Origin of the sequence: Corynebacterium glyciniphilum AJ 3170 (genome assembly GCF_000626675.1) — a bacterium.
Classification (GTDB): Bacteria; Actinomycetota; Actinomycetes; order Mycobacteriales; family Mycobacteriaceae; genus Corynebacterium; species Corynebacterium glyciniphilum.
Genome location: NZ_CP006842.1, coordinates 1,076,069 through 1,098,633, shown reverse-complemented (window position 1 = coordinate 1,098,633; position 22,565 = coordinate 1,076,069). Strand labels below are relative to the sequence as shown.

At 64.9% G+C, this 22,565-nt stretch carries 19 protein-coding genes and 1 riboswitch; of the genes, 6 read left to right on the top strand and 13 right to left on the bottom strand.

Features of this window, described 5'->3' with window-relative positions:
- The first annotated feature begins 9 nt into the window (after positions 1-9).
- The gene (locus CGLY_RS05070; protein ID WP_038546924.1) at positions 10-1,536 is read left to right on the top strand and encodes an alpha/beta fold hydrolase; all 1,527 of its coding nucleotides are present in this window, start codon (positions 10-12) and stop codon (positions 1,534-1,536) included.
- Here the strand turns inward: CGLY_RS05070 and CGLY_RS05065 are convergent.
- Entirely contained in the window at positions 1,517-2,521 is a 1,005-nt protein-coding gene (locus CGLY_RS05065; RefSeq protein ID WP_038546921.1) for an alpha/beta hydrolase-fold protein, read from the bottom strand. The two genes, CGLY_RS05070 and CGLY_RS05065, sit on opposite strands and share 20 nt — an antisense overlap.
- 4 nt (positions 2,522-2,525) lie before the next feature.
- Positions 2,526-3,197 carry a membrane protein gene (locus CGLY_RS05060; protein ID WP_038546918.1) on the bottom strand — a complete coding sequence of 224 codons (672 nt, stop codon included), beginning with the start codon at positions 3,195-3,197 and terminating at the stop codon, positions 2,526-2,528.
- 112 nt (positions 3,198-3,309) lie between these two features.
- Between CGLY_RS05060 and CGLY_RS05055 the strand changes: the two genes are divergently transcribed.
- Positions 3,310-5,763, top strand: coding sequence for an MMPL family transporter (locus CGLY_RS05055; protein ID WP_081803779.1), 2,454 nt, complete (start codon positions 3,310-3,312; stop codon positions 5,761-5,763).
- Entirely contained in the window at positions 5,753-6,403 is a 651-nt protein-coding gene (locus CGLY_RS05050; protein WP_038546915.1) for a TetR/AcrR family transcriptional regulator, read from the top strand. Before CGLY_RS05055 ends, CGLY_RS05050 begins: the two co-directional genes overlap by 11 nt.
- Before the next feature lie 113 nt (positions 6,404-6,516).
- Here the strand turns inward: CGLY_RS05050 and CGLY_RS17085 are convergent, their stop codons facing one another.
- Both CGLY_RS17085 and CGLY_RS05045 read right to left on the bottom strand, forming a co-directional pair.
- Positions 6,517-6,735, bottom strand: a complete 219-nt coding sequence (locus CGLY_RS17085; protein WP_081803778.1) for a DUF1648 domain-containing protein — start codon at positions 6,733-6,735, stop codon at positions 6,517-6,519.
- A gap of 22 nt (positions 6,736-6,757) precedes the next feature.
- Positions 6,758-7,525 carry a DUF1648 domain-containing protein gene (locus tag CGLY_RS05045; RefSeq protein ID WP_158407373.1) on the bottom strand — a complete coding sequence of 256 codons (768 nt, stop codon included), beginning with the start codon at positions 7,523-7,525 and terminating at the stop codon, positions 6,758-6,760.
- Positions 7,526-7,600: 75 nt separating this feature from the next.
- Positions 7,601-7,733, top strand: a riboswitch (FMN riboswitch).
- A gap of 9 nt (positions 7,734-7,742) precedes the next feature.
- On the opposite strand from CGLY_RS05045, the gene CGLY_RS05040 reads away from it, so the two are divergent.
- Entirely contained in the window at positions 7,743-8,501 is a 759-nt protein-coding gene (locus CGLY_RS05040) for a nicotinamide mononucleotide transporter family protein (protein ID WP_038546910.1), read from the top strand.
- Here the strand turns inward: CGLY_RS05040 and CGLY_RS05035 are convergent.
- Entirely contained in the window at positions 8,476-9,543 is a 1,068-nt protein-coding gene (locus tag CGLY_RS05035; protein WP_144313631.1) for a 3-hydroxyisobutyryl-CoA hydrolase, read from the bottom strand. The genes CGLY_RS05040 and CGLY_RS05035 overlap by 26 nt on opposite strands.
- 160 nt (positions 9,544-9,703) lie before the next feature.
- Between CGLY_RS05035 and CGLY_RS05030 the strand changes: the two genes are divergently transcribed.
- A complete protein-coding gene (locus tag CGLY_RS05030) occupies positions 9,704-11,593 on the top strand; it encodes an AMP-dependent synthetase/ligase (RefSeq protein WP_038546906.1) in 1,890 nt (629 codons plus the stop codon).
- Between the two features lie 15 nt (positions 11,594-11,608).
- Here CGLY_RS05030 and ppk2 read toward each other — a convergent pair whose 3' ends face one another.
- Together ppk2 and CGLY_RS05020 are read right to left on the bottom strand one after the other, a co-directional pair.
- Positions 11,609-12,502, bottom strand: coding sequence for a polyphosphate kinase 2 (ppk2, locus tag CGLY_RS05025; RefSeq protein WP_038546903.1), 894 nt, complete (start codon positions 12,500-12,502; stop codon positions 11,609-11,611).
- An 18-nt stretch (positions 12,503-12,520) separates the two neighbouring features.
- A complete protein-coding gene (locus CGLY_RS05020; RefSeq protein ID WP_038546888.1) occupies positions 12,521-12,844 on the bottom strand; it encodes a putative quinol monooxygenase in 324 nt (107 codons plus the stop codon).
- Positions 12,845-13,187: 343 nt separating this feature from the next.
- Between CGLY_RS05020 and CGLY_RS05015 the strand changes: the two genes are divergently transcribed.
- Positions 13,188-14,276 (top strand): type I restriction enzyme HsdR N-terminal domain-containing protein, encoded by a 1,089-nt coding sequence (locus tag CGLY_RS05015; protein ID WP_038546885.1) that lies wholly within the window; start codon positions 13,188-13,190, stop codon positions 14,274-14,276.
- A gap of 398 nt (positions 14,277-14,674) precedes the next feature.
- Here the strand turns inward: CGLY_RS05015 and CGLY_RS17535 are convergent, their stop codons facing one another.
- The 6 genes from CGLY_RS17535 to CGLY_RS04990 form a co-directional block, all read right to left on the bottom strand.
- Positions 14,675-14,818, bottom strand: coding sequence for a hypothetical protein (locus tag CGLY_RS17535; RefSeq protein ID WP_158407372.1), 144 nt, complete (start codon positions 14,816-14,818; stop codon positions 14,675-14,677).
- Positions 14,819-15,446: 628 nt separating this feature from the next.
- Positions 15,447-17,249 (bottom strand): alpha/beta hydrolase, encoded by a 1,803-nt coding sequence (locus CGLY_RS05010; protein ID WP_227590386.1) that lies wholly within the window; start codon positions 17,247-17,249, stop codon positions 15,447-15,449.
- A gap of 91 nt (positions 17,250-17,340) precedes the next feature.
- Positions 17,341-19,179, bottom strand: coding sequence for an ABC-F family ATP-binding cassette domain-containing protein (locus tag CGLY_RS05005; protein ID WP_038546882.1), 1,839 nt, complete (start codon positions 19,177-19,179; stop codon positions 17,341-17,343).
- 43 nt (positions 19,180-19,222) lie between these two features.
- On the bottom strand, positions 19,223-20,308 hold the full coding sequence (locus CGLY_RS05000; RefSeq protein ID WP_038546878.1) for a 4-(cytidine 5'-diphospho)-2-C-methyl-D-erythritol kinase: 1,086 nt from the start codon (positions 20,306-20,308) through the stop codon (positions 19,223-19,225).
- Positions 20,305-21,237: a 16S rRNA (adenine(1518)-N(6)/adenine(1519)-N(6))-dimethyltransferase RsmA gene (rsmA, locus tag CGLY_RS04995; protein ID WP_038546875.1), complete on the bottom strand. Its 933-nt coding sequence runs from the start codon at positions 21,235-21,237 to the stop codon at positions 20,305-20,307. Before rsmA ends, CGLY_RS05000 begins: the two co-directional genes overlap by 4 nt.
- 79 nt (positions 21,238-21,316) lie before the next feature.
- Positions 21,317-22,468, bottom strand: a complete 1,152-nt coding sequence (locus tag CGLY_RS04990; RefSeq protein WP_038546870.1) for a resuscitation-promoting factor — start codon at positions 22,466-22,468, stop codon at positions 21,317-21,319.
- Between the last annotated feature and the right edge of the window lie 97 nt (positions 22,469-22,565).

Here is a 22,565-nt window from a genome sequence, read left to right as displayed (position 1 = left end):
TGCTCCCCCGTGTCATCCCGGCTCCTCCGAACAGCGTTCGCCGTCGTCGTCGCCAGTGCCGTCACCGCCCCCACGGCTGTCGCAGGCGAAGCGACCCCCGATCCCCTGAACTGGGGAATCTGCCCCACCGGATCCTTCGCCGACCCCGCCGCCGAATGCGCCGACATCGAGGTCCCGAGGGACTATTCGGATCCGGACGCCGGCACCATCACGCTCACCATGAGCAGGATCGCCGCCACCGGCGAGCGCAAGGGCATCATCGCCGGGAACCCGGGCGGTCCCGGCGGCGACGCACTCGGCATGTTCGCCGGCAGTGACGACGCAGAGGCCGAAGGCCGGATCGTCCTGCCCGCCGATGTCCGCGAAAGCTACGATCTCCTGGCCGTCGAGCCCCGCGGGCTGGCCTGGGGAACACCACTGGACTGCTCGACACCCGCCGGCCCGGCCGCGCCCGCAGGCGACATGCTCGCCGGGTGCGAGGCCAACGATCCGGGATACGCCTCCACCATCACCACCGACAACACCGCCCGCGACCTCGACGAGGCACGCCAGGCACTGGGTGAAGACACGCTGAACCTCTACGGTGTCTCCTACGGTGGCCCACTGATGGCGACCTACGCCACGCTCTTCCCGGGGAACACCGGCCGGGTCCTCCTCGATTCCTCCGCTTCCCCGGATCAGCGCTGGTTCGGACTGGGCCAAGCCCGGAAGCAGGCCCGGGTGGACGGCCTCAACGCCATGTTCTCGTGGCTCGCCGAGCGCGACGACGAGTACCACCTGGGCACCACGCCCCTGCAGGTCTACCAACGGTGGGCCACGGTCGTCGCCGGACCCTACGGTGTGCAGTTGCCGACCACCCCACCCGCATCCACTGACGGGGACACCCCGCTCCCCGGTGAACTGGCCACCCGGGTCGTCGACGCCGTCGTCTACGCCCAGTGGCGTGCCGGAACCCTGTCCGACACCACACGGATGCTCCTCGGCGACGAGCGTGCACTGGTCGGTGTGACCGCCGGACAGTCCGGCCTGATGCAGGGACTCTACAGCCAGAAGTTGTGGCCGGTCATCGGGGAGGAACTCAGCAACCCTGGAGCCCAACAGGCCGAGCAACCGCAGCTGACTGAGGAGGAGGCCGCCGGCCAGGAACTGATGCAGACCCAGATGGCCTACGTCGACCGCGCGATCATCTGCAACGAGAACACCACGGCCCCGGACCCCTCGCTCGTGGTGCCGACCCTCGTCACGCAGTACACCGGGGGCGACCTGATCCGGTACAACGAGAACCTGATCGGCTCCGGCCTCTACTGCGACGGATGGTCCGCCACCACCGTGCCGACCGACCCGTCGGGCATGGAACTGGAGCACGCACCGCTGAACATCGGCTACTCCCACGACACCGCGGTCACCGCCGACGGCGCCACCGACATGCACCGCGCGATGGGCGGCGACCTCCTGACTCTCGACGGTTACTCCCACGGTGTTCTGCTGGAGGATCCGCAGGCGTTCGAGGACGAGGTCAGCGCGTACTTCGCCTGAGCAGTTCCACCAGCCCGCGGGTCAGCGCGCCAGTCCAGCCGGCCATCTCGTGACCGTGGGTGCCGATGTCGAGGCTGGTCGGCACGCCCGCCCCGCGCAGTGCGTCCGCGACTGCCGCTGCATGGTCGGGCATATTCCTCCCCTCACCTCGTCCCGCGCTGAGGTGCACCCGCACGCCGGACGGTGCGCCGGACGCCCGGACCTCGGAGGCAACGTCGTCGAACCAGAAGGAACCGGAGGTCGCGACAGCGAGCTGGACGGCGTCGGGACGACGCAGGACGAGGTCGACCGCGGAGAGGCCGCCGAGACTCTCGCCGGCGATGACTGTGCGACCGGGTGGGACGTCGACCAGAGTGCGCGCCCACGGCAGGACACGGTCGGAGATGAGGGTGCGGTAGGCCTCCGAGCGGGACAGGAGGGTAACGCGGTCAGCACGAGTGTCCACCGCCACCACCGCGAGGCGCGGAAGACGTCCGGACGCGCGCAACCGCTCCAGCGCTGCCGGGAGCGACGTCTGCGCCCAGGTCACCCCGTCGCTGATCACCAGCAGGCATTCCGCGTCGCGGAGTCCGCTGGTCCACAACCGTCGCCCGTCCAGTTCCGCCTCGTCCCAGGTGACAGGATCATCCTCGGCCCACCCGGGTTGTTCCGGGGCACCGGGCATGATCAGCCGTCCCGAGGCACCACTGCCGGGCATCGGCGGGTACCAGGCTGGATGGTCCAGGACGTGCGGGACGACGGAGTCCATCAGCCCCAGCCACCGTGACCGAGGGTCGGCGGTGGTGTCGAACCGTGCCGCCGCACTCGCGTCCAGCGGGACCACCCGGTAGGACGAGACGAGGTCGTCCGGCACGGAGAGTGTGGACGTCCATCCCCCACCGTCTGGCGTCATACGGTGCAGATCCGGGGTGTGGTGGTCGTGCATACCGTCGATGTGGAGGAAGACGTGCTCAGCACGGCCGGGGTAACTGAAGGTCAGGTCCATTGCGTCACACCATGTGAATGATGCCGAGCAGGATGAGGAACACCGCCACGATATAGCCCCCGGCGCGGGCGACGGTCGCCTGGTTCTGACGCATCCACCCGAATCCACGGCCCACCGCACTGTAGGGACGCATCCGGATGTACCCGACGACGAGGGCGCACAGGAACGGCAGGCTCAGTGCGACCGATGCATAGGCGATCATGCCGACGTAGCGGGTGACGGTGGCGAAGTCGCCGGCACTCATCACAGCGATACCCGTGAAGAATGGTATAGAGGTCACCGACTGCACCAGCCCCAGGACCACGCCGGTGCCGACGGTCGCCCATGACGGTGTCTTGAGTGGCTTCATGATCCGTCGGACCAGGCCGGACGATCCGTCCCCGCCGCCGCGCCATGCCAGCACCGCCCCCACGACGCCGGTGAGAATCAGCAGGATGCCGAGGATCGGGGATTCCACGAGGGCCTTGATCTTCTCCCCGAGGCCGTCGAAGACGACCATGGTGAGCAGGGAAAGCACCAGCACTCCGAGCCAGTCACCGAACACGAGACGGGTGGCCACTGCGCCGTATCGGCCACCCTTGTCCTTCAGGGGCTGCGCGATTCCGACCGCGACAAGAACACCGATCAGCAGGAAGTTGACGGTGTCCGCAAGGGCGAAACTCAGCACGTACAGCACACCGGCTGATCCTACACGGTGACTGCGCAGGCATACCGTCCGCCAGCACGGCTAAAAACATAGCTGTGCACTGATCGTGCAATATTGCGCAAGCGATGCAATAATATCGCGCATGGCTAAACTCCTCTACCGGATCGGACGATCCGCATACCTGTACAGGTGGCGATTCATCGCCGTCTGGCTGCTGTTGCTCATCGGTGCGGGCACCGCAGCCGCGACCATGATGAAGCCCACGTCCATGACCTTCACCATCCCCGGCCTCGAATCCGTGGAGACCCAGGAAGAGATGGGCGAGCTCTTCCCCGGCGGCGGCGACGACATGGAGGCCCCGACGGGCACCGTGGTCGTTCGTGCTCCAGAAGGTGGCTCGCTGACCGACGAGGCGACAAAGACCGACCTCGACAACCTCATCTCCGAGCTGCAGGGGCAGGATGCCCTGGTCGACCCCGAGTCCATCGTTGACCCGGTCACGGCCGCCGCAGGCATGGAACAGCAGCTCACCGAGGCTAAGGCCCAGCAGGGCATGCCGGAAGAGCAGATCCAGGCCGACCTGCAGGCCCTCTCCCCCGTCAGTGAGAACGAGCGCACCGGAACCTTCACGGTGACCTTCCAGGGTGAGACCTCCCAGGACGTCTCCGCCGAGGACATCACCAGCGTCACCGACGTCCTCGATAACGCCACGACAGACAACCTGGACGTCTCCTACAACGGCAACGTTTTCCAGATGCAGGAAATCGGCGGCACCGCCGAGCTTATCGGTATGGCTGTCGCGGCCCTGGTGCTGATCATCACCTTCGGGTCCTTCGTGGCCGCCGGCCTGCCACTGATCACCGCCGTCGTCGGCGTCGGCACCGGCATTATGCTGATCTACGCCGGGACGGCGCTGACCGATTCGATCAACAACATGACCCCGACGCTGGCCTCCATGATCGGCCTGGCCGTCGGTATCGATTACGCGCTGTTCATCGTGTCCCGGTTCAGAAATGAACTCGTCGCCTTCGCCGGCGGCAACAACATGACGCCGAAGGAACTCGCCCAGGCGATCAAGAAGACGAGTCACCGCCAACGGGCCCACCTTGCCGGGCTCGCCGTGGGCAAGGCGGGCTCCGCGGTCTGCTTCGCCGGTCTCACGGTGATCATCGCCCTGACAGCGCTGTCGATCATCAACATTCCGTTCCTCACCGCCATGGCGCTGGCTGCAGCACTGACCGTCTTCATCGCCGTCATCGTCGCCGTCACGCTGTTGCCCGCCATCCTCGGCGCCTTCGGCACGAAGTCCTTCGCCGGACGTGCGCCGGTCGTCAAGGCCCCGGACCCCGAAGACGAGAAGCCCACCATGGGCCTGAAGTGGGTCCGCCAGATTCGCAAGCGCCCCCTGGTGTTCGCGCTCAGCTCCGTGCTCCTGCTGGTCATCCTGGCGATCCCCGCCCTGGGCCTGCAGCTCGCCATGCCCACCGATGACTCCGCCAAGCTCGGCAGCCCACAGCGCACAGCCTCCGAGTGGGTCAACGAGGACTTCGGCCCGGGTCGCAACGCCCCCATGGTCGCACTGGTGAAGGCCGACGATCCCGAGCAGGGGACGGCCACCTTCGGTGCCGCCGTCGAGGAGATCAGCCAGATCGACGGCGTATCCAACGCCCAGATCGCCCAGGTCTCCGAGGACGGTACGGCGGCGCAGGTGATGATCACCCCCACCACCGGTGCCACCGACGAAGCCACCAACGACACCCTGCAGGCGCTGCGCGACGCCGAGTCCACCTTCCACGACAACACCGGCGGCGAGTACTCCGTCACCGGTGTCACGCCGATCTTCGAGGACATCTCCGACCGGCTCTCCGACGTGCTCGTCCCGTACGTCGCGATCGTCGTCGTCCTCGCCTTCGTCCTACTCGTCGTGGTCTTCCGCTCCCTGTGGGTCCCGCTGATCGCCGCGCTGGGCTTCGCCCTGTCCGTCGCCGCCACCTTCGGCCTGACCGTGGGCATCTGGCAGTGGGGCTGGCTCGGTATCACCAATGACCCGCAGCCGATCATCTCCTTCCTGCCGATCATGCTCATCGGCATCGTGTTCGGCCTGGCGATGGACTACCAGGTCTTCCTGGTGACCCGCATGCGCGAGGGGTACGTCCACGGCAAGACCGCCGGCAACGCCGTCTCGAACGGCTTCAAGCACGGCGCCCGTGTGGTCACCGCCGCCGCACTGATCATGATCTCGGTGTTCGCCGCCTTCATCCTGATGGACGAGCCCTTCATCGCCGTGATGGGCTCCGCCCTGGCCATGGCCGTGCTCATCGACGCCTTCGTGGTGCGCATGACCATCGTGCCTGCCGTACTCTTCCTGCTCGGTGACCGGGCATGGAAGCTGCCCCGCTGGCTGGACAAGATCATCCCGTCGGTCGACGTCGAAGGCGAAGGCCTCGTCGGACTCGAGGCGCCGGAACACGACACCGCCGGCAAGCACGAGAAGCAGCCCGCCACCGTCGGGGCCGACACCCCGGACGGCACCCACGGCGAACACTCCGCCGACACCGACCCGTCCGACGACAGCCCCACGACAGATGGCCGTTAACGACGCACTCTCGCACCGCGAGCAGAAGAAGGAGGAGACCCGCCGTGCGCTCGCCCGCGCCTCTGCGGAACTCCTGCTCAGCGAAGGCAGCGACGGGATGACCGTTGCCGCCGTCGCAGAACGGGCAGGGGTGTCCACCCGGACGTTCCACAACTACTTCCCCCGCCGGGAGGACGCGCTGCTGTTCTTCATCGAGGAGACCATCGACGAACTGCGCCAGCAGGTTGAAGACGCTCCCGAGGACGAACACCCGCTGGACATCATGCAGCGTCTGGTGACCGACCGTGTGGACGATGACGGCACGGTCTCCGATGACCCCGGCACACTGCTGAACCTGCGTTCCATCGCCGACCATCTGAGCTACATCACCGGGCCCGGTGATAAGGAGCGGGTGATGCACATCGCCGACGGTCTGCTGGATGCTCTCCACCAGCGGGCCCGAGGGACGATGAGCCGTCAGGCCAGTGCTCTGATGATGGTGTCCTGTCTGACCGCAGGCGCTATCGCGGTGGAGTCACGGGCAGCGGAAAAAGGGAGCGACTGCATGGTCATGTTCCCCAGCTGGGCATCGACCGACCAGTCACCGGCCGAGGTCCTCGACGAAGGGTTCTCGCTGTTGCGCACCGGCTTCGGGCGCTGAGGCAACTGGACACGCACTGGTCGACGGTTTCTGTCGGATTCACCGGACGAAGGACCCACTTCGACCGCAATCTCGGACAGAAACCGTCGTTCGTGTCTGTGGGACCGCGCAGCTCACACCGTCGCCGCGAAAGGGCCAACCACCATCAGCAACGGCAGTGACCGCCCCACCCAAGAGTCCGGAGTACCGTCGGCACCCCAGTGAATAGGCATGGGATCCGGGACGGACCCATAGGCGGCGAACAACCCCACGGCCAGGACCACCGGCGGGATGAAGGCCAGGAAATGCACAGGCCATCGTGTCCGTACCCTGGGCGTCCGCTGTGTATCCATAAGAATCTACGGTATCAGCCCCTCAGAACAACGCCGTGACCGCCATAGACAGGAACATCACGGCCGTGGCCGCGAGGAGAAGCAGCATGACCGCTGCGCCGATCCGTCCACCACGGGTCGCGACATTGAAGGTGAAGTTCATTCCCGATCCCGTGTCGACCATCACCCTGTCACTCGCCGGGATGTCCATGAATATCAGCCACCGGCGTCGGCGTCCGTCCGGGTGGGGGAACCTCTCCGCGATGGCGTCACCGTGTCGTCCCATCACCACGAGCAGCCAGACAGTACCGGCGAGAATGCCGAGCATCCCACACGCCTGGAGCCAGCCGGACATGCCCCTCACCCACCCCCACGGCCCGTTCAGACCGAGCATCATCACGGTCATCGACGTAGAAAGCATGACGCAGTACCAGCCCATCAGCGGCTGCATCACCTTGAGCTCGTGCCAACTGCGCTGGGCGTCCACGGTCGACTTCGCCCCGCCACGTTCAAACAGGGAGCCGGAGTGCACCCGCACGAACAGTCCGACGAACCCCATGGTCAACACACATATCACCGGGCCGAGGAGTACACCGAACAGCAGCGTCCCCAACGACTTCGGGGACCATGAGTCCGGCTCCCCGGTGAAGCCCCAGTGCGTCGGCATCGGATCAGGCAGGGCGTCATAGGACGCAACCAGTGCCACCGCGGCAACAACGGGCGGCAGCACTGCCAGAAGATAGAGGTACCCCGGCATCGTTACCGGCGGGTAGTCCGATTTCCGAGGTTTTTCGTGTGATTCCGCCGACATATTCTCAGAGAGTATCAGTCCGAATGAGCCTAACCTCCGACACGCCGTCGCGGCAGGTGTAACGTGACGTCCTGTACGCATTCTCAGGGCGGGGCGAAATTCCCCACCGGCGGTGAAAGCCCGCGAGCGCCACCTCCACCAGGTGGGTCAAGCAGATCCGGTGTAATTCCGGAGCCGACGGTTACAGTCCGGACGGGAGAGAAAGGCTGGACACCTCATGTCCGGAATTCTGGCGTCGGTCAACGACGCCCTCACAACATTCCTCAACGCGCAGTGGTCGATCGGCGATTCTGCGGTCCTCTGGCGTGAAATCATCGGCAATGGTTTCGGCATCGCCTCCGCCATCGGAGGCATGCGGAGAGTCGTCTGGGCCTGGCCGGTAGGCATCGCGGGAAACATCCTCCTGTTCACCGTCTTCCTCGGTGGCATGTTCCACACACCGCAGGACCTCGACCTCTACGGTCAGGCAGGACGCCAGGTCATGTTCCTCATCGTCAGCGTCTACGGATGGTGGCAGTGGCACCGGGCGACGACCGCCGGCATGCGGGAGCCCGCAGACACCGACCCGTCCCGCTCGATACTCTCCGAGCCGGCAGACACGTACGAGGCAGTGCAACCACGTTGGGCGACGCGACAGGAACGGCTGTTCATGCTCCTCGTCGCCGTCATCGGCACCTGTGGATTCGCCTGGGTCTTCAGCGCCCTGGGCTCCTGGGGACCGTGGGCGGACGCGTGGATCTTCACCGGGTCGCTCCTTGCCACCTTCGGCATGGCCAGGGGATGGACGGAGTTCTGGCTCATCTGGATCGCGGTGGACATCGTCGGCGTGCCCCTGCTCTTCACCGCCGGCTACTACCCCAGTGCCGTGCTCTACCTCGTCTACGGCGTCTTCGTCGCCTGGGGTTTCGTGGTGTGGCTGAGGGTACAGCGGCGCGCTGCGGCCGAGCGGGTCAGCTCTCCGACACAGTCCGCCTGATCTCCTCAACCTGCGCCGGGGTCGCGTCAGCGACGGCGGCCGGCGAGAAGCTCGCCTGCCGGTCCTTGTCGACCAGCACCGCACGTACCCCCTCAGGGAAATTAGGCTGACGACGCAGCAGCCGCCCCAGTGCATACTCTGCGTCCAGCGCCTGCCGCAGTGTGCTGTGCGCTGAGTAGTTCAACAGTGCCGTCGCCGCGACCAGGGACAGCGGGTTGGCGGGAGCCAGCATCTCGCGCACGCTTTCGGCGAACTCCCCCTCGGCCTCTGCGATCCGCTCTTCGATCGCTGCCCAGTCCTCCCCCGCGAAGGTGGCGGTGATCCACTCCAGATTCTCGGCCAATGCCGACGTTCCTGCGGAGTCCCGTCCACCGGTTCGCCCCAGCGCCGCCTCCAGCCCTTCGTTCACGAGTGACTCCCGGAATCCGACGGTGTCGCCGTCCCTCAGGATGTGGGTGGCCAGACCGGTCCACAGGAGATCGTCGGCCGTGATCCGGTAAGCGGTGGTCGCCAGGAACAGTCCGAGGGCAGTGCGCGACTCCTCGGGGACATGCGGCAGATGGGTGAATGCGTGGGAGATGCCGACGTCGGTGATGAAACCGATGGCCATCTCCGGCATGGATTCCCAGGTCCTCTCGGTGATCACGCGGATCCCGGCGTGGGCGGAGACGCCCAGCCCACCCCCCATGGCGATTCCGTCCACGACGGCAATCGTAGGCTTCGGGAAGGTGGCGAGAGCGTGGTTCATGTCATACTCGTCGCGGAAGAGATCGTCTCCCGGGGTGAAATCCCCGGTGAGGTCAGATTCGCGGACCGACCGCACGTCACCGCCGGCACAGTAGGCCTTTTCCCCTGCCGAGCACAGCAACACCCGCTGGACCGCGTCATCGTCGCGGAAGGTGTCCAGCGCTGCGGCTATCGCACTGATCATCTCGTGGTTCAGGGCATTGAGCGCTTTCGGACGATCAAGGGTGATGACGCCGGTACCGTGGAGATTCTCAACACGGACGGCAGGTGACTGGGAGGTGGATGCGGTGTTCATGTCTGCCATGGTGGCACGAAACGGCGGAGCGCGGCACCGGGGGCACTGCTGATGCCGAGGTAAATCACGTACAACTGTGAACTGAAACACGATTCATTTGGTATCGTGACAGAAAGGATGATCGTCGAGACGATCCCACCACCGTCCGGATGGAGAAGAAATGACAACCGCGTCCGCAGGCAGCACCCCGTCCACCGCCGTGCCGATCGATCCCTCGATACAGTCCGTGGGTCACATGCTCCGCAACAGGATCAGGGAGACACCGGACCGACGGGCCTACAGCTTCCCGGTGTCACACGGTGCCTCGGAGGAAACCTGGGAGTCTGTGACGTGGGCGGAACTCGGATCACAGGCGTCCGAAGTGGCCGGCGGACTGATGTCACTGGGCATCGAGGCCGAAGAACGGGTCGCTATCGCCAGTTCCACCCGGTACGAGTGGGCCCTGGCGAACTACGGGATCATGTACGCCTCCGCCGCCACGGTGACGGTCTACCCCACCACCGTCGCCGATGACGTCGCGTTCATTCTCGACGACTCAGGATCCCGCGTAGTGTTCGCAGAGGACCGGGAACAGGTGGACAAGCTCCTCGGACTCCGCGACAGCATTCCCGGCGTCCAGACCGTCGTCCTGGTGAGCGGCGAGGTGCCGGACGAGGTCGAGACCAGCACCTCAGGATGGGTGATCACCCTGGAGGAACTCCGTCGACGCGGACGCGAACACCTGGAGGCCCACCCGTCAGCCGTCGACGACCGCATCGACGCGACCCGTCTCGAACACCTGTCGACGCTGATCTACACCTCAGGCACCACCGGACGGCCGAAAGGCGTCCGACTGCCCCACCGGGTATGGGTGTTCGAGGCACACGCCTCAGAGGTCACCTCGAACTCCGGCCCGGAGAAGCTCCTCACCATCGACGACAAACAGTTCCTCTGGCTGCCGTTGGCGCATGTGATGGGAAAACTGCTCCTCGTCCTGCCCATTCACATCGGGTACGAGACCGCGATCGACGGGCGGATCGACAAGATCATCGAGAACCTCGGCATCGTCAAACCGACGTTCATGGGCTCGGCCCCCCGTATTTTCGAGAAAGCCTACAACGGCATTGCCACGATGATGGCTACCGAAGGTGGCGTGAAGGAGAAGCTCTTCCACTGGGCGAGCCGTGTGGGCGTCCAGGTCTTCGACGCCGACAACGGCGTCGGCTCAGCCAGCCCGTGGATCCGACTGCAGGCGAAGATCGGCGACCGGTTGGTGATGTCGAAGATCCGTGAGCGGTTCGGCGGCAACGTGAACTACTTCATCTCCGGTTCGGCTGCGATGAACACCGATATCGCCCGATGGTTCGGCGCAGCCGGGATGCCGATCCTCGAGGGATACGGGCTCACCGAAACCAGTGCGGCGACCTGTCTGACCCGACCGTACATCTACCGTGTCGGCTACGTCGGCAGGCCGCTGGAAGGTATCGAGGTCCGCATCGCCGACGACGGTGAAGTCCTGGTGAAGGGACCGGGCGTGATGGACGGCTACCACAACAACCCCGAAGCGACCGCCGAGGTCCTGGAACCCGACGGCTGGTTCCACACCGGCGACATCGGTGAAATGGACAGTGAAGGCCGGGTCAAGATCACCGACCGGAAGAAGGAGTTGTTCAAGACCTCCAACGGCAAGTACGTCGCCCCTGCCCAGGTCGAGGCGAAGTTCAAGGGACTGTGCCCGGTCGCCAGCCAGCTGGTGGTGGTCGGCAATGATCGCCCGTTCGTGTCCGCCCTGGTCACCCTCGATGAGGATGCCGTGACTGCCTGGGCGGGACGGCAGGGCGTCTCCGGTAACTACCGTGAGATCGTCCGCGCGCCGGAGACCAGGGAGATGGTGCAGGGTTACATCGACGAGCTCAACAGCCACCTCAACCGGTGGGAGCAGGTCCGGAAGTTCACCATCCTGCACCGTGACCTCGGGGTCGACTACCAGGAGATCACGCCGTCGCTGAAGCTCCGTCGCAAAGTGATCCATGACCACTTCGCCCAGGAGATCGCCGCCCACTACGAGTGAGTACCGGGCGGAGCGCTACTGTTTCTTCCGCTTCTTTTTCTTCTGGTGCTTTCCCTGCTCCAGACTGGAGGCCAGATCAGGAACGTAGCGGAACTCCGTCCGCGGAGGACGTTCATAGTCTGAAGCCACCTCCGGACGCTCCGGAATACGCGGAGGCGTGTGCTCTACCTTCTCCCATGGCACCGAGGAGAGGATGTGGTTGATCACGTTGATCCGGGAGCGTTTCTTGTCCTCGCTCTCGACTGTGTACCACGGTGCGGCAGGGGTATCGGTGTGAGCGAACATCTCGTCCTTCGCCCGCGAATAGTCCTCCCACCGGGTGATCGACTGCAGGTCCATCGGTGACAGCTTCCACTGCCGCAGCGGATCCTCGCGACGCGAGGTGAACCGGCTCACCTGCTCCTCATCGGAGACGGAGAACCAGTACTTGCGCAGCATGATGCCGTCCTCGACGAGCAGTCGCTCGAAGATGGGAGCCTGGTGCAGGAACCGGCGGTACTCCGAGGCAGTACAGAACCCCATGACCCGCTCGACCCCGGCACGGTTGTACCAGGAACGGTCGAAGATCACGATCTCCCCGGCGGTGGGTAGCTTCTCGACATACCGCTGGAAGTACCACTGCCCCTGCTCCCGTGACGTCGGCGCCGGCAGTGCCTCCACCCGACAGAATCGCGGATTCAGATACTGGGTGATCCGCTTGATCGCTGAGCCTTTGCCGGCCGCGTCGCGCCCCTCCATGATGACCACCACGCGGGCTCCGGTCTCCCGGACCCACTGCTGCATGTCCACCAGGTCGGCCTGGAGCTTCTTGAGCTCCTTCTCATAGGCTTTCTTGTCCAACTTCGGCGGACGAGTCCCCGTCGGATTCTCGGCGGGGACAGTCGGTCCCGGAGCGTTCTGTGACGTCATGGGAACCGAGTTTACCTGCTACTCGACGGAGAACTCTGCCATCCGGTCCCACTCGCTTTTACCCGGGATAGAGGTGTTTATGATCTGCGGGGTCTCCGACAGCACCGTCGGGAACAGCTTGCACGCGGCCTGGAAATGGTCGCTGTTGACGTGAGCGCCATCCGCGCCGTCTTCGAAGGCTTCGACAAGGAAGTACTCGGAGGGGTCATCGGTGCCGCGGAACCAGTCGAACCAGAGGTTTCCTCCCTCGGCCCGCGTGGCCTCGGTGAAGTCCGCGACGACCTCACGGAAGTTCTCGACATACTCAGGAAGCGGGCGGAATCGCACGTTGATCAAAATCATGGCAACCAGGGTACGCGAGGTACAGACCTTGTGTTGTAGCAGGTCAGACGGTGTCAGTCACAGCAGGTATGGCGAACGTTTCACCCGCCGGATGGATACCGATGGGCACTTCAAAGGTATGCCCGGCGGACGACGCTCAACAACCAGGCGCCGGTCACGTCCTCCTGAGAGGTTAATCCGCGCCCGCCATTTCAGGATGCTTCAGTGGGAACACGAAAAAGGGGTGCAGCATCAGAACACCCACCCCAAAGCTTTTGCCTGATGTATTATTATCTTCATCCCTAAACGCTCAGGGAAGGACTCTCCACCTCCCAGCGCGCATTCCCCGACAAGAGAGTCAACCATGAGCATCGACCAGGCAATCAGCGCACTCGCAACCAAAGTCCATGAACTCAAACCCATCATCGAGACCGAAGAAGCCACCAAGACAGCGTTCATCATCCCCTTCATCAGCAACGTCCTCGGCTATGACGTCACGGACCCCCGTGAAGTGATCCCCGAGTACACCGCAGACATCGGAAAGAAGAAGGGTGAGAAGGTCGACTTCGCCATCAAGTCCGGTGACGACTTCCGGTTCCTCATCGAATGCAAGAAGATCGGTGAGCCCCTCGACCTCAATCACGCTACCCAGCTCGTCCGGTACTTCAACGTCACCGACACCGAGTTCGCGATTCTCACGAACGGCGAGGTCTACCAGTTCTACGCTCAGCTCGACGCCGTCAACCGTATGGACGAAAAGCCGTTCATGACCCTCGACCTCTCCTCCGTCGACGCTCGAATCTTCCCGCACCTCGAGATGTGCACGAAAACCCAGTTCGACTCTGAAACGATCGCAGCAAGCGCAGAGGAGTTGAAGTATGTCTCCGAGCTGAGGAAGAGCATCGCAGCGGAGCTCAAGGAACCATCCACGGAATGGGTCAAGTTGCTGGCCGCCCGAGTCACCTCCCGCCGAATGACCGCGGCAAACCTCGACCTATTCACCCGCCTCGCTGCGACTGCTGCTAGCCAGTACCTGCGGGACGAAACGAACCGTCGTCTCCGCTCCGCCCAGGACCTTGAGGAACCCACCACAGCGGTCGCAACCCCCGCCGATAGTGCCGAAGAGAAGGTCTCCGAAGTGACAGCCTCAGAAGACGGCGTGGTGACCACCGAAGAAGAACGGCAAGCCCACAGCATCATCCGCGCAATCTGCTGTTCCGACGTCCCCGCCACCGACATCACGATGCGAGACGCGAAGACCTACTGTGCGATCTTGTTTCAGGACAACAACCGCAAGCCGATTGCACGCCTACTGTTCGACCGCAAAGTCCCCCGGATCGTCCTGTTCGATGAGAACAAGAATGAAACTCCGCACGACCTGGACTCCGTCGAGGGCATCTACAGTCATGCCGAACACCTGCGTTCTCGCGTCAGGTCGCTAGTAGCCGGATAAACTCGGCGGTTGCCGCACACCGAAGAGTCCCCATCGTCACGCCGGCGATGGGGACTCGATGCCGGAGACCACGCTGGGCGGGCCACCGTACTGTTCCTGGCGTAAGAGTCGGCTGACACCAGGAACGTTCCACAGAGCGCTCCCCATGGGACTGGAGAGGCTGAATCAATACTACCGAAAATCATTCCCAGGTGACCAATGTTCATCAGTACCTAGTCACTCCGTGCTCGCACCTCGCCGTATGCCTCGTATGAGAGCTGCACATCGGCATCGAAGAGGTGTCATTCTGGCACATCCGGGGCCCCTGCCGTTGGCGATCCTCCCCCGGGACATCAGCGCCTGGTCACGGTACACAAAAAGCCCCGCACCGAAGTGCGGGGGCGCTATCCGAGCCAGGGTTAGCGTGCGCCCTGCAGAGAGCTGACGACGTTGATGGCGACAACGGCAATGGCGCCGAAAACGGTGTCGATGATGTCCTGAATGGTCTCGATCATGGAGATCTCCTTGAAGGCGTGATGTGGTGCGACGGGTGTTCCTGTCACGACAGACACGTTACAGCTATATGAGACCGTAGTTACCATAACGAACATATTTACCCCCGGGGGTAGCAGCCGCACCACTCACGGATACCAGCAGAGAGCGGACACGCAGAAGACCCCCGCACCACGGTGCGGGGGTCAGCATCGCCGCCTATGCGACGAGCATCATTTACTCGTTGATGGAGGAAACGATGGAGTTGAAGACGTCCACGATAGCGGTGGAAACGGTGTCGATGATGCCCTGGATGGTCTCGATCATGATGATCGTCCTTTCGATTGAAGTACACGTGTCAGCGGCGCGGATACTCCGTGCCGCGCCACGCACTCTACCGATTCAGTCCCCTTGGCCGTTACGCAACCGATACTAACCACCCCGAAATGGGGTTAGATAATGGTGAGTTATACACCACGAACTGCGAAGAAAAGGCAAAACGCCCCACGGCCCACCGTATGAGGGCCGTAGGGCGTTTCAACCAGAGGCGATACATGATCGAGGTGTATCTGGTGCTGGGGCCATCCAATCCCCGCATAGGCCATGCTAGGCCCTTCGCATATTCTAAGCCACTCCTTGCATGGCAGGGGTCACACTCGGGGGTGTGCGCCCTCACCTATCACAGGTGAAGCACATGTATCACCCGTTGTCGACGCCGACTTCCTTCTCCGGCCCCTGGTTCTCCATCGCCTCATCCAACTCACCGCGCAGTTTCTCGACGTCCGCCACCGAGAACCGGTCCTCCCCCGCCACCGCGACCAGACCGTCCAACACCGACGTCCCGTAGTTGTGGCCGTGCCCGTTCGGGACGTTACCTGCGCGGGGAAGGTCGAGGGTTACCTGCCAGAAGGTGACGATCGGCATCCACCGCATCGTCGGTGATCGGTCGAAGCCCGGTGCCTCCTTCAACCAGTCGGGCTCACGGAACAGAAGGTTCGGCGACCACCACACCACGGGATCCGACGGATGCTGGACGTAGAGCACACGGCTGCCGCCCCAGGAGGTCCCACCGTCCTCAGGGTCATCGATCCATTTCTGGATCTGCTCGGAGTTCTCGGCGAAACGCACCATCATGCCGCCGGAATACTCCGGGTCGACCTCCCGGGTGCCGGGATCCCGGCGCGACACGAAATCGCGCCACAGTTCGTTACTGTTTGGCGGACCGAGCCACAGAACGCCATCCACCGTCGAAGCAATGTCACGGATACCCGAGAAACCGCCTTCACCGGCGGTGGTACCCAGAGACTCCCCGTAGACGTAGAGCTTCGGTCGGTTGTCTTCGGGCAGCCTGTTCCACCAGTCGGCCACGGTGGAAATCAGCTCCTTGCCCGCTTCGCGCACCCGGTTGCGGTCCGTGATGAACTGGATCGCACTGGGAAGGTAGGAGTACTGGTCGGCTGCGATAGCCGTGTCACCGTCGAACATGAGCTCAAACGCCTGCGCGGCCGTCGGGTTCACCCACCCCGTGCCGGTCGTCGGGGCAATCATCAATGCCTGCCGGTCCTGGGCGTTCGTACGTTCGAGCTCCTCAACGACATTGAGGGCACGCTCCCGGTCAGTGTCGCCGTTGTGCAGCCCGGCGTAGACACGGATGGGCTCCTCCGCATCGCGACCGGTGAGCTGCTCCAGCTCATCCTTGTACAGACCGAGCGCAGTGAACCGGGTGCCGTAGGCTCCCAGGTCCTCCCACTCATTCAACGATCCGGGACCGCCGCTCCGTTCGCTGACGTGCGGGCGGACAAGATCCTCACGGATCTCCTCGTCGCGGACCGAGAAGATCCTTTCGCTGACCCGGAGGATCGTGCCGGGGAGCACCTGGTCCGCCACGAAGACGGTCACCAGTCCGACGACGCACCACGACAGGAGCAGTTTCAGGCCGTAGCGGGTGTGCTGCCCCGGCACAGCTCGCGCCAGCAACACCGTGCCGCGGACCACCACCTTGCCCACCACGTAGATACCGACCCACAGCAACAGGCCGACAGGCAGGACCTTCAGGAACTCACCGGCAGAGTACGCCTGGTCCCCCATGATGTCCGCGATCTCCTGCTGCCAGCGCACCGCGAAGAGAATCCATACCAGTAGGGCAATGACAATCACGACAATCAGGGCGATCCGCAGACGCAGCTGCCAGCGTGCCGGCACCGACCGTCCGCGGGTGAGCACCGTGACCAACGGCTCCACCAGGTCACGGATCCACAGCACCCACACCCACTGCAACAGGACCCCGATGAAATGACCGGTTGCCGCGGACAGCCCCGCCGCCACTCCCTGGAACAACCAGTCACGGGTGAGCAGCGAGGGCGTCAGCGACAGCGCGAACATCAACGCGCCCACGACGAGCCCCCAGGGGCTGGGTTCCATGAGTCGCCGGAGGAATCCGGTGTGGTCCGGCTTCTCCGAGTCGGCGGTGCTTGTCCTGCTGTGGTCCTGTCGGACGATCACGCCAGGAAAGTCGTCCTGCACCGCACCGCCTCCCGTCCGTCACGTCACATCATTGTCGATTAGTCACTGTTGATTAGTGAGTCTAGCAATATCAGGCACCGCCGGTCTCCCGCCTCTCCGCGACCTCAAGCCAGTTCATCTCGAGCTCGTCGTGCTCGTTCTTGGCTGCCGTGAGCTTAGCGTCGAGGTCGGCGAGTAGTGCGGTGTCGACGTTGCCGTCCTCGGGTGCCGATGCCGTGGCGAGACGCTGGTTGAGGTCCTCCACAGTGGACTGGACCTTGGACATGCGGCGCTCTAGCGCATTGAGTTCCTTGGTCAGGGCGCGGTCCTCCTGGGCCGACAGCCCGGTGGGCTGCTGGGGAGCCTGCGTCCCACCGAGTGCCATGTTTCCGGTGTGCTTGCTCTCGACAGCGGCCTGCTCGGCACGTCGTTCGAGGTACTGGGCAATGCCACCGGGCAGGTTCGTCAGGTTCCCGTCCCCGAACAATGCCCAGGTGGAATCGCAGATACGCTCCACGAGATAGCGGTCGTGGGAAATCACCACCAGCGTGCCCGCCCACCCGTCGAGCAGACTCTCGAGTTCCTGGAGGGTGTCGATGTCGAGATCATTGGTGGGCTCGTCGAGCAGCAGGACATTCGGCTCCGCCATGAGCACCCGGGTCAGTTGGAGGCGCCGACGTTCCCCTCCGGAGAGATCCCCTACCGGGGTGCGCTGGCGTTTGGAGGAGAACCCGAGACGCTCTGCCATCTGGGACGCGGTGAGTTCCTTGTCACCGATCTGTACCCGGGTGGCGACGTCCTCGACGGCGTCGAGGAGACGACGGGCGGGGTCGAGGTCGTCGAGTTCCTGGCGCAGCCATCCGATCTTCACCGTCCTGCCCTCGATGCGTCGGCCGCCGGCCAGTGGATACTCGCCCGCGAGAGTCCGCAGCAGCGTGGTCTTCCCGGACCCGTTCACACCGACGAGGCCGATGCGCTCACCCGGGTTGAGCCGCCAGGTCAGGTCCTCGACGAGGGGGCGACCGTCCGGAGTGGTAATGGTCACGTCCTCAAGCTCGATCACCTTCTTGCCCAGGCGGCGTGTCGCGAAACTCATCAGTTCCACGGAGTCGCGCGGGGCCGGGACATCCTTGATCAGCGACTCAGCAGCTTCAATGCGGTACCGCGGTTTGGAGGTCCGGGCCGGTGCCCCACGACGCAGCCACGCGAGTTCCTTGCGCGCGAGATTGGCGCGACGCTGCTCGGCCGCATCAGCCTGGCGGGCACGTTCGGCGCGGGCGAACGTCCAGTCGTTGTAGCCGCCTTCGTAGACGTCCACGACACCGTCGTGCACCTCCCACGTGTGGTTGGCGACGGTGTCGAGGAACCACCGGTCGTGGGTCACGACGATGAGTGCGCAGCGGCGCGAGAGGAGGTGGGATGCGAGCCACTGCACACCTTCGACATCCAGGTGGTTCGTGGGCTCGTCCAGGATCAGCAGGTCAAGGTCACGCACCAGGGCGGCGGCAAGACCGACCCGACGCCGTTCGCCGCCGGACAGCCCCGCGACCGGGGTGTCCAGGCCCTGCTCGCCGAGGTCGACGACTCCGAGGCCGTGGAGCACCTCACGGACCCGCGGATCCGACGCCCACTCGAAGGTCTGCAGCCCCAGTGGTTCCAGGACTGATTCGCCGACGGTGGCGCCGACCAGATCGACGTCCTGTGACACCCGCGCCATGCGCAGATCATTGTTACGCGACACCCGTCCGGCATCCGCGGTATCGGCGCCCGACAGGATCCGCAGGAGGGTGGACTTACCTCCGCCGTTCAGTCCGACGACACCGATACGGTCGCCGGAGTTCACTCCCAGGCTGACCTTGTCCAGCAGGGTTTTGAGGCCGTAAGACTTCTCTACGTTCTCCAGGTTGATCAAGTTGACCGGTGTTGCCATGGCGTTTCGGGGGGATCCTCTCGGTGGGTGACGACGGTCGGGTTCAGACGTGGGACACGATACGTGCGCCGTGGCGGCAGGACGCCGCGGTGGTGGTGGGGACGGCACGTCCGCCGACCCCTTCCGAGGACAGCGCCGTCGCGACATCCACCGCATGATCACGGTCGCGACAGAGCATCGCCACAGTCGGTCCGGACCCGGACACCAGGCACGCCAGCGCGCCGGCGTCCTTGCCGGCCGCCAGGGTACGGCGCAGGTCGGGACTGAGGCTGATCGCCGGTGCCTGCAGGTCATTGACGACCGCACCGTCGAGATGCGCGGCGAGCACGTCCACGTCCCCAGTGAGGATCGCACGTTGTGCGTCCTCGGGGCCGCCGGCACGCTGGTCAGGACGCTCACCCCGGGCGGCAGCGGACCGCTGCTCGTCAAGGCGTGCAAAAACGTCGGCGGTGGACAGTCCGCGCGGGTCCATCGCCAACGCCCAGTGGTAGGTGCCCCGGGTCAGTACAGGAACCAGGACGTCTCCCCGGCCGTGGCCGAGTGCGGTGCCACCGGCCAGACAGAATGGGACGTCTGCACCGAGTCCTGCGGCGAGAATCGCCAGCGTGTCATCGTCAGGTCGCGGTGCGCGGTCGAAACCGGTGTCCACGGCACCCGTGCCGTGGAGGATCTCACGGGTGGCGACCATCGCCGCCGCGGCGTCCGCCGAGCCTCCGGCCATGCCACCGGCCACCGGCACACCCTTGTCCACCACGATGTCGAGGACGGGAAACGTCGCCGACGGCACGCCCGCCAGATTATCCCGGTAGTGCTCCAGGACGGACAGGACGCCACGGACAGCGAGGTTATCTGCCAGGTCATCGCCGGTCGGGACCTTGGTAGCGTCGCGGCCGGTGACGGTGAAGGAGCCGATGAGATCCGCCATCTCGGCGGGCACACCCTCGTGAATGTCGGCGACCGTCAGTGTCACGGTCTCAGTCAGGTCGAGTGCCTGGAATACCGTCACCAGTTCGTGGTACCCGTCGTCGCGGGCGTCGCCGACGGACAGGTGCAGGTTGACCTTGCCCTGCGCCGTCGCTGTGACAGACTGCCCCTGCAGCGAAAACTCGGCACTGTCTACGGCAGTCATGATCCGCCTCCCGACGACCGCGACGCCAGCGACGCCACCGCCAGATCCACGAACGCCGCTGTATCAAGTTTCTCGCCGCGTTCCCGGGGGTCGATTCCCGCATCGGTCAGGACCTTCTCCGCCGCCGGGCCCGAGCCGAAGTACCCGGAAAGGGCGGCGCGCAAGGTCTTCCGCCGCTGCAGGAACGCGGCGTCGGTGATGGCGAATACCTCCCGGCGCAGAGCATCCTCCCCCATCTCATCGATCGTCGACTGCCACGGGCGGTCCGCGTCAACCCACCGGTCGATCCGGACGAGGCCCGAGTCGATTTTCGGAGCCGGCCAGAAGACGTTCTTGCCGATGGTGCCGGCTTTGCGCACTCGTCCGTGGAACCCCGCCTTCACGCTGGGTACACCGTAGACCCGGTTGCCCGGGGCGGCGGCGAGGCGGTCAGCGACCTCCAGCTGCACCATCACCAGCACCCGTCGGATACTCGGGAAGGCCTCCAGGAGGTGCAGTAGGACGGGCACCGAGACGTTGTACGGCAGATTCGCTACCAGCGCCGTCGGAGCCGACTGCGCGCCGAGATCTTCTCCGTGCACCGACAGGGCGTCCGCCGTGACCACAGCAAGATCGGCGACCCGGTCCGGGGCGTGGTCGGAGACGGTGCGTTCCAGCCGTCCAGCCAACCGCGGGTCTACCTCCACCGCAGTGACACTGCCGACGGATTCCAACAACGCCAGAGTCAGCGACCCCAGCCCCGGCCCCACCTCGATGACGTGGTCATCGGAGCCGACCACCGCCGCGGAGACGATCCGGCGGACCGTGTTGGGGTCGATGACGAAGTTCTGGCCGAGCCGCTTCGTCGGGGTGACGTCAAGCTCCGCCGCCAACTCCCGGATCTCGCCGGGGCCGAGCAGACGGACACCGGTGCTGTTCTCTGGTTCCACGGTTCACCAGCCTAGTCGTCTACCGCCCGGGTCCCCGAACCGGAGCGTATCGACAGCGCCGTGGCCCCCGACCGGTTCTCTAGCGCAGGCCCATCTTCGAGGTGCAGGCGGGCCATGCGCCCCAGCCTTGTGCTGCCTGGACCTTCTCCGCCACGGAGATCTGCTCCTCGCGGGACGCCATGTGCGCCTCGGGTGCGTACTCGGTTCCGCCGTACGCCGCCCAGGTGGACGGGGTGAACTGGAGACCACCGGAGAAACCGTTGCCCGTGTTGGCCGACCAGTCACCGGTCGCCTCACACTGCACCAGCTCATCCCACACCGATCCCCCGGCAACGGCAGCGGCGCTGGAGCCCTTCTTGGTACCCCGCACCACGACCCGCTCTGTCGCCGGCTCAAGTTCCGTGCGCTCGACGACCACGCGGTCGGTCTCCTCACCGTTGGTCTTCGTGATCTTGAAGGTGACTTTCTCCCGACCGGCGGAGCCCTCCTCGAGGACCTCCTCCTCGCCCTCAGGCTTCTCGGGGTCCTCCTGGACCTTCACCGGCGGGTCGAACGGACGTTCCTCAGTGACCTCGTCGGTGCTGACACGGTGAACCTCGATGTGGGTGCCGGGGGTCAGCGGGGTGTCGGCAGGCGGGGTGACGACGTCGTCCTTGCCCAGCGGGGTGCCGCGCAGTTCCAGCGCCTCACCCACGGTGGCCGCTGCCAGGGACAGGCGCGCGGGCTCCTCGCCGGAGTTGCCGTCGTTGAGGGTGAAGTCCCGCGGGGTGGTGATGTTCAGTTCCATGCCCTCGAGCGGGATCTGCGTGCCCACACCCTCGGACAGGGAGGCGTCGTTGCCCTCGTAGCCCAGCTCCGACAGCAGGTCGGCCACGGTCAGCGAGGTGGTGTCGACGTCCTTGAGCTGACCGTCGACGGTGACCGCGACCTGGCGTGCCGAGCGGACCGTGACGGTGCCGTCGTTCTCCACCTTCTCGTCGAGCCCCGGGGTGATCATGGCACGGTCGTCGATCTCGACGTCGTTGTCCTCAAGCAGGCCGCGGATGTCGCCCGACATCGCGCTGGCCTGCATGATCTCGCCGTTGACGTCCAAGGTGACGTCCTTGTGGTTGGTGGCGACGACGGTGCCGCCGACAACCAGCACCGCCAGCATGCCGCCGGTCGCCGCGCGCAGCGGGACCGAGCTGGTGCTGTTGATGCGATGCAGGGTGGACTTCTTCTTGGGGGACACGCGCTCTTCTACCTCCGGTGGCGTCATTCCTGGCGGTCAGGGACGACGGTTCGGGACAACCGACATAACGTTGATCACGATACGGTAACGATTGGGT

What these genes read in the sequence shown, in the direction of transcription:
- CGLY_RS05045 (WP_158407373.1), bottom strand. Translation starts at nt 7,525, where the DNA reads ATGTCGGCGGAATCACACGAAAAACCTCGGAAATCGGACTACCCGCCG.
- CGLY_RS17085 (WP_081803778.1), bottom strand. Translation starts at nt 6,735, where the DNA reads ATGGATACACAGCGGACGCCCAGGGTACGGACACGATGGCCTGTGCAT.
- ppk2 (WP_038546903.1), bottom strand. Translation starts at nt 12,502, where the DNA reads ATGACGTCACAGAACGCTCCGGGACCGACTGTCCCCGCCGAGAATCCG.
- CGLY_RS05065 (WP_038546921.1), bottom strand. Translation starts at nt 2,521, where the DNA reads ATGGACCTGACCTTCAGTTACCCCGGCCGTGCTGAGCACGTCTTCCTC.
- CGLY_RS05030 (WP_038546906.1), top strand. Translation starts at nt 9,704, where the DNA reads ATGACAACCGCGTCCGCAGGCAGCACCCCGTCCACCGCCGTGCCGATC.
- CGLY_RS05035 (WP_144313631.1), bottom strand. Translation starts at nt 9,543, where the DNA reads ATGAACACCGCATCCACCTCCCAGTCACCTGCCGTCCGTGTTGAGAAT.
- CGLY_RS05040 (WP_038546910.1), top strand. Translation starts at nt 7,743, where the DNA reads ATGTCCGGAATTCTGGCGTCGGTCAACGACGCCCTCACAACATTCCTC.
- CGLY_RS05005 (WP_038546882.1), bottom strand. Translation starts at nt 19,179, where the DNA reads ATGGCAACACCGGTCAACTTGATCAACCTGGAGAACGTAGAGAAGTCT.
- CGLY_RS05050 (WP_038546915.1), top strand. Translation starts at nt 5,753, where the DNA reads ATGGCCGTTAACGACGCACTCTCGCACCGCGAGCAGAAGAAGGAGGAG.
- CGLY_RS05015 (WP_038546885.1), top strand. Translation starts at nt 13,188, where the DNA reads ATGAGCATCGACCAGGCAATCAGCGCACTCGCAACCAAAGTCCATGAA.
- CGLY_RS05055 (WP_081803779.1), top strand. Translation starts at nt 3,310, where the DNA reads ATGGCTAAACTCCTCTACCGGATCGGACGATCCGCATACCTGTACAGG.
- CGLY_RS05020 (WP_038546888.1), bottom strand. Translation starts at nt 12,844, where the DNA reads ATGATTTTGATCAACGTGCGATTCCGCCCGCTTCCTGAGTATGTCGAG.
- CGLY_RS05000 (WP_038546878.1), bottom strand. Translation starts at nt 20,308, where the DNA reads ATGACTGCCGTAGACAGTGCCGAGTTTTCGCTGCAGGGGCAGTCTGTC.